Origin of the sequence: Micromonospora sp. S-DT3-3-22 (genome assembly GCF_015354745.1) — a bacterium.
GTDB lineage: Bacteria > Actinomycetota > Actinomycetes > Mycobacteriales > Micromonosporaceae > Micromonospora > Micromonospora wenchangensis.
In genome coordinates this window covers 1-5522 of record NZ_JACGMO010000218.1, presented here as the reverse complement: position 1 = coordinate 5522, position 5522 = coordinate 1, and the positions used below count along the sequence as shown (strand labels likewise).

Here is a 5522-nt window from a genome sequence, read left to right as displayed (position 1 = left end):
GGCGGGCGTTGCGGCAGGCCGAGGGGCTGGCCCGGCTCGCCGGGGCGCTCAGCGCCGCCGGCAGCCGGCAGGCGGTGATGGACGTGGTCGGCGCGGTCACCCCGGGGCTGGTCGGCGCGGACGGGGTCCGGGTCGCGGCGGCCACGGCGGGCGCCTGGGAGCTGACGGTGACCGACGAGGTCGGCACCGTCGAACTGCGGGTCACCGACGACGAGCCGCTGGCCCGCGCGGTACGGGAGGAGACGACGGTGCCGCTGCCGGACGGGCTCTGCCTGCCGCTGCGCGACGGCACCGGCACCGTGCTCGGGGCGTTGGAGGTGCGCTGGGACGGGCCGGCCGCCGACGAGGAGGCCCGCCGCATCCTGCTCGACGCGGTGGCCGGCCTGTGCAGCCAGGCGCTGCGGCGGGCCGAGCTGACCGCGTCGGCGCGGGCGATGGCGGAGTTCGCCGCCCGGCTCAGCGTCACCCGCTCCACCGGCGAGGCGATCGAGGTGATCCTGGACGCCGCCCCGATGGCGCTCGGCGCGGCGCTGCCCGGCCTGGCGATGCGCGACGAGGGCCGGCGGGTCCGGCTGTGGCACGCGGAACTGCCGAGCGGGCTGGTCGCCACCTTCGACGACCTGACCATCGACGATCCCCGGCCGATCGCCCACGCGCTGCGCACCGGGGAACGGATCATCCTGCGTAACCGGGCCGAGTTCGCCGCCCGGCATCCCGGCCTGCCCGACCCGGCGGGCGAGTACGGGATGGTGACCACCGTCGTGCTGCCGCTGCTGGACGCCTCCCGGCGGCCCATCGCCGCGCTGGGTTTCGGCTGGCCCCGCGAACGGGCGCTGCACGACGACGACCTGGCCCTGCTGGACACCGTCGCCGACCTGTGCGAACAGACCCTGGAGCGGGTCCGGTTGGCCGCCGCCGAACACAACCTGGTGACCCGGCTGGCGGGCCGGCTACGCACCTCGGCCACGATCGGGCCACCCGGCCTGGAGCTGGCGACCCGCTACCAACCGGCGATGAGCGGCCTGCACCTGGGCGGCGACTGGTACGACCTGGTCGACCTCGACGACGGCCGGCTGGCCGTGGTCGTCGGGGACGTGGTGGGCCACCAGGTCGAGGCGGCGGCCGACATGGCGCAGCTGCGGACGGTGGTGAACACGCTGATCCGCTCCGGGGTGCCGCTGGCCGAGGTGTTCCCCCGGTTGACCGGGCTGCTCGGGGTCGGGTTCCTCGGCACCTGCCTGGCGATGGTGGTCGACCCGGTGGCCGGGCAGGCGCAGGTCGCCCGGGTGGGGCATCCGCATCCGGTGCTGCTGCGGCCGGGTCGACCGCCGGAGACGGTCTGGACGGGGCATTCGCTGCCGCTCGGGCTGGTCCGCGACCCGGTGCCGGTGACCACCGTGGCGTTCGGCCCGGGTGACCTGCTGGTGGCGTACACCGACGGGCTGGTGGAGCGGCGCGACCAGGCGTACGACGCCGGGGTGACGGCCCTGCACGAGGTGCTCGTGCCGGTGCGGGACCAGCCCGTGGAGGTCATCGCGGACACCCTGCTGACCAAGCTCTCCGGCTCCGACGACGACCAGGCGTTGGTGATCATCCGGCACGCCGGCTGAGTGTCGGTGCCCACATTCGGCCCGTGGGTGTTGCCGGCCGCGATCTTCGGGAAAGCCGTCGGGGTGGGTGGCTAGATTTGCCACCGACGACTACGAACAGGATCGGGGTACGGCACATGGGGTCCAGCAGTCAGCCCGCGAAGGCGTCGGGCACCTACCGGATCGGCGGCGACCTCCAGGTCGACCGGCTCGGCTACGGGGCCATGCAGATCACCGGGCCGGGGGTGTGGGGCGACCCGAAGGACCCGGCCGAGGCGGTCCGGGTGCTGCGCCGGGCGTACGAGCTGGGCGTCACGTTCATCGACACCGCCGACTCGTACGGGCCGTTCGTCTCCGAGCTGCTGATCAGGGAGGCGCTGCACCCGTACGCCGACGACCTGGTCATCGCGACGAAGGCCGGCCTGACCCGCTCCGGGCCGGGCGACTGGCGGCCGGTGGGGCGGCCGGAGTACCTGCGCCAGCAGTGCGAGCTGAGCCTGCGACACCTGGGTCTGGAGTCCATCGGCCTCTACCAGTTGCACCGGATCGACGCGAAGGTGCCGCTGGAGGACCAGCTCGGCGAGTTGGCCCTGCTCAAGCAGGAGGGCAAGATCCGGCACATCGGGCTGTCCGAGGTGACCGTCGCGCAGATCGAGGCGGCCCAGAAGATCACTCCGATCGTGTCGGTGCAGAACCTCTACAACCTGGCCGACCGCAGCGCCGAGGACGTCCTGGACCACTGCGAGCGCAACGACCTGGCGTTCATCCCGTGGTTCCCGATCGCCACCGGCAACCTGGCCAAGCCGGGCGGCCCGCTGGACGCCATCTCCACCGGCCACGACGCGACGCCCGCCCAGCTCGCGCTCGCCTGGCTGTTGCGCCGCTCGCCGGTCATGCTGCCCATCCCGGGTACGTCCTCGGTCGGTCACCTGGAGGAGAACGTGGCCGCCGCCGAGGTGCAGCTCACCGACGAGGAGTACGAGGCCCTGGCCAAGGCCGCCTGACGGGCCCAGCCCGCCGGAGATGACGGCGTCGCCCGCGCCACCACGCATACCGGGTCACCGTGGCGGCCCGTCGGGGATCACGGGCATCGCCCGCCGCCCCGGCGTGTCGTGCCTGCCGGCAACAGGTCGAACAACCCTTATGCCTCTCCGCAGCGCCCGGCGTACCACGGGGGCGAGGTAGCGGCATCCCGAGCTGCGGATACCGCTACCTCGCCCCCGTTGTTGAGCCCCGACGGGCCGGGTGGCGTGGGGGCCGGGTGGCGGCGGGTCAGCCGCCGGGGGTGATCTCGTTGCCGGGGTCGGTCGGGCGCAGGGCCCGCTGGGCCTCGTCGAACAGCTTCGCCGCGTCGGTGCGGCCGTTGACCTGGATCTCCACCTCGGAGTCGCCGACCTGGAGCCGGATGCTCACCTCGGTCCGCTGCTGGTCCACCCAGCTCTGCACCAGGTTGAACAGGCCGGGCAGCAGCCCCTGGGCGACCACCGCGATGATCACCGCGTCACTGAAGCCGGCCCGGCCACCGCCGCTCTGCCCGGCGTCGCGGACCAGGGCCCGGTAGCGCGGGTCGCGGTGCAGCCAGGCCAGCAGCGTCATCCGCTGCGGGCCGGCGGCGCGCGGGGCCAGCACCAGCCGGGCCGGGGCGGTGGAGCGGGGCGCGGTCATCTCGATCTCCATCTCTGTCGTCGCCCACGGTGCGGTCCGGCCGCCGGGCGGCTCAGTCGTCACCGGGTTGGAACGTCAGCGTGCCGTCGACCACCGACAGCACGCCGCTGACCCCGAACGTCTCGTTCTCGGTGAACGGGGTGGTCCCGAAGTAGCCGACGGTGCTGCCGGTGGCCTGCGCCGACCCCTGCGACTCGTACGAGGTGGAGACCCGGGCGGTGGTCGGGCCGGTCAGGGTCAGCTCGATCGTCGGGTACCGGGTGATCTTCCAGGCGATCTTCTTCACCGGCGAACCGCCGGTGTAGTAGCGGAACGGGCACCCCTGCGGGGCGGCCACCGTCAGCGCCGCGCAGCCGTCCAGGTAGGACCGCACGCTCTGTTCCGCCGCCGCCTGCGCCTCGGGCCGCAGGGTGGGCGTCAGCTCCGCGCCGCTCACGCTCTGCTGCCCGGGTACGACGTAGACCACCCGGGGCGCCGTCTCGCTGAGCGCGTTGCTCTCCCCCGCGACCGTGTACGCCCCGGGCAGCAGCGGCACCGCCACCCCGTCCTCCTCCGCACCGGTGGGCGCGGGCACCCCGTTGACGGTCAGCGGGGCCGGGCCGCCGGGCAGGGTCAGGGTCGCCGGGGCGGCGTCGATGTGCCAGCGGTGGAACAGCCCGAGCACGGCGGAGTCGTCGCGGCGCAACGGCAGCTCGGCGGTCAGCTTCTGCCCGGCGAGGGTGTAGGCGACCGTGGCGACCGCCTCGTCGCCGTCGCGTTCCACCCCCGTCACGGACACGTCGGTGGGCGGGCGGTAGTCCTTCGCCGCCACCATCCGGGCGAGCTGCCCGCTGTCGCCCAGCGCCGCCCGCACGTCGGGGGTGAGCTGTTCGAGCGCCTCCGGGCCGTCGTGGTCGGCCAGGGCAGCGAAGTAGTCGCCGACGGCCGCCTGGGGACGGAAGAACGCCCACTGGGCCGTGGTCAGCCCCCCGCCCAGGCAGCTCACCAGCACCAGCGCGCCGACGACCAGCAGGGCGCGACGGGAGCCGACCGCCGCTGTCGTCGTACCGCCGAACAGCTCGTCGAGGCCGCGTGCGGTGGCCGCGCGGTCGGTGGTGGGGTCGGGGACGGGCCGGTCCAGCCGGTCCAGGCGCAGCTCCGACGGGGGGTGGGTGGCGCAGACCGCCTCGTCCCAGCCGCTGCGTCCGGTCTCGAAGGAGCGTCGCCGCTCCAGCATGGACCGCATCCCCTCCCGGTGTCCGGCGAGCACCGCACCGGCGTCGGCCCGGTACTCGGCGGCCCGGACGTCCCGGCGGTGGCAGGGCAGGACCACATACCGCATGGTGAGCAGCACCGGCCAGAAGAACAGGAACACCACGAAGTCGGTGGCCGGGTGCGGGAACCGCCGCATCAGCCAGGCCGGGACGGCGTGCACCAGCACCAGCGGCAGGCCGACACCCCGGATGAACGCGCTGGTCACCTCGTCGCCGGTGCGCCAGTGCACCAGTTCGTGGCTGAGTAGCGCGGCGATCTCCTCGTCGGTGCAGTCGAGCACGGCGGTGCTCACCACGACGTGCCGGGCGTACGCGCGGGCGTTGGTGAGCACCGGGTCGTCCTCGATCAGCAGCCGGGGTTCACCGGGCAGGCCGAGCCGGGCCGCGCAGTCGCTCAGCAGCGGACGCAGCCGTTCGGCCTCCCGCCGGCTGAGCTGCCGCGCCCCCGAGACGCCCAGCAGCCACGGTTCCAGCAGCACCCGCCCGACGGTGTAGAGCACCCCGACCAGGCCGGCGGCGATCACCATCCCGGCCAGGCCGGTGAACAGGTTCGCCGGTTCGTCGACGGCGTTGCGCCAGGGCAGCACGAGGATGGCCAGGAAACCGACCAGGGCGCCGAGCGCGAACCCGGCGAACCCGCCGACCACCCCGCCGGAACGCGCCACGAAGGCCTCCAGCAGCGGCCCGACCAGCGGCGCGTCCCGCAGCAGCGCCGGCACCGCCTCGTCGGACTGGGTACCCCCGGCGACCAGCCCGTACAGGCCGAGGGCGAGGCCACCCCAGACCGCCGCGACCAGCGCCAACGGTACGTAGAACCAGGTGGCGAGGAAGGCGCCGAGCACGCCCCGCCAGTCCCGCACGATGCCGGCGCGCAGCCAGACCAGGGCGCTCGGGTAGCCGGGCGGGCGGTGGGCGAACCGGTCCCCGGCGGTCGGGGACTCCTGCGCCTGCGCGGCACCGGTGGGCGTCGTCGCGGCGGCCGGCGGTCCGGCGTCGGGCCACGCCGATCCGCCGG

4 protein-coding genes are annotated in these 5522 nt (G+C 74.5%); 2 read left to right on the top strand and 2 right to left on the bottom strand.

What is annotated here, in order from left to right; all coding sequences use genetic code 11:
- A partial coding sequence (locus H1A17_RS33245) for a PP2C family protein-serine/threonine phosphatase (RefSeq protein ID WP_194823743.1) occupies positions 1-1610 on the top strand: 1610 nt, incomplete at its 5' end.
- 116 nt (positions 1611-1726) lie between these two features.
- Positions 1727-2593 (top strand): aldo/keto reductase, encoded by an 867-nt coding sequence (locus H1A17_RS33240; protein ID WP_194823742.1) that lies wholly within the window; start codon positions 1727-1729, stop codon positions 2591-2593.
- 268 nt (positions 2594-2861) lie between these two features.
- Here H1A17_RS33240 and H1A17_RS33235 read toward each other — a convergent pair whose 3' ends face one another.
- Both H1A17_RS33235 and H1A17_RS33230 read right to left on the bottom strand, forming a co-directional pair.
- On the bottom strand, positions 2862-3254 hold the full coding sequence (locus H1A17_RS33235; RefSeq protein WP_194823741.1) for a hypothetical protein: 393 nt from the start codon (positions 3252-3254) through the stop codon (positions 2862-2864).
- Positions 3255-3306: 52 nt separating this feature from the next.
- Positions 3307-5522 (bottom strand): M48 family metalloprotease (locus H1A17_RS33230; protein WP_194823740.1); only part of this gene is annotated, 2216 nt, incomplete at its 5' end.

Excerpts from the sequence above, each read along its gene's own strand:
- H1A17_RS33240 (WP_194823742.1), top strand. The coding sequence starts at position 1,727 with ATGGGGTCCAGCAGTCAGCCCGCGAAGGCGTCGGGCACCTACCGGATC.
- H1A17_RS33235 (WP_194823741.1), bottom strand. The coding sequence starts at position 3,254 with ATGACCGCGCCCCGCTCCACCGCCCCGGCCCGGCTGGTGCTGGCCCCG.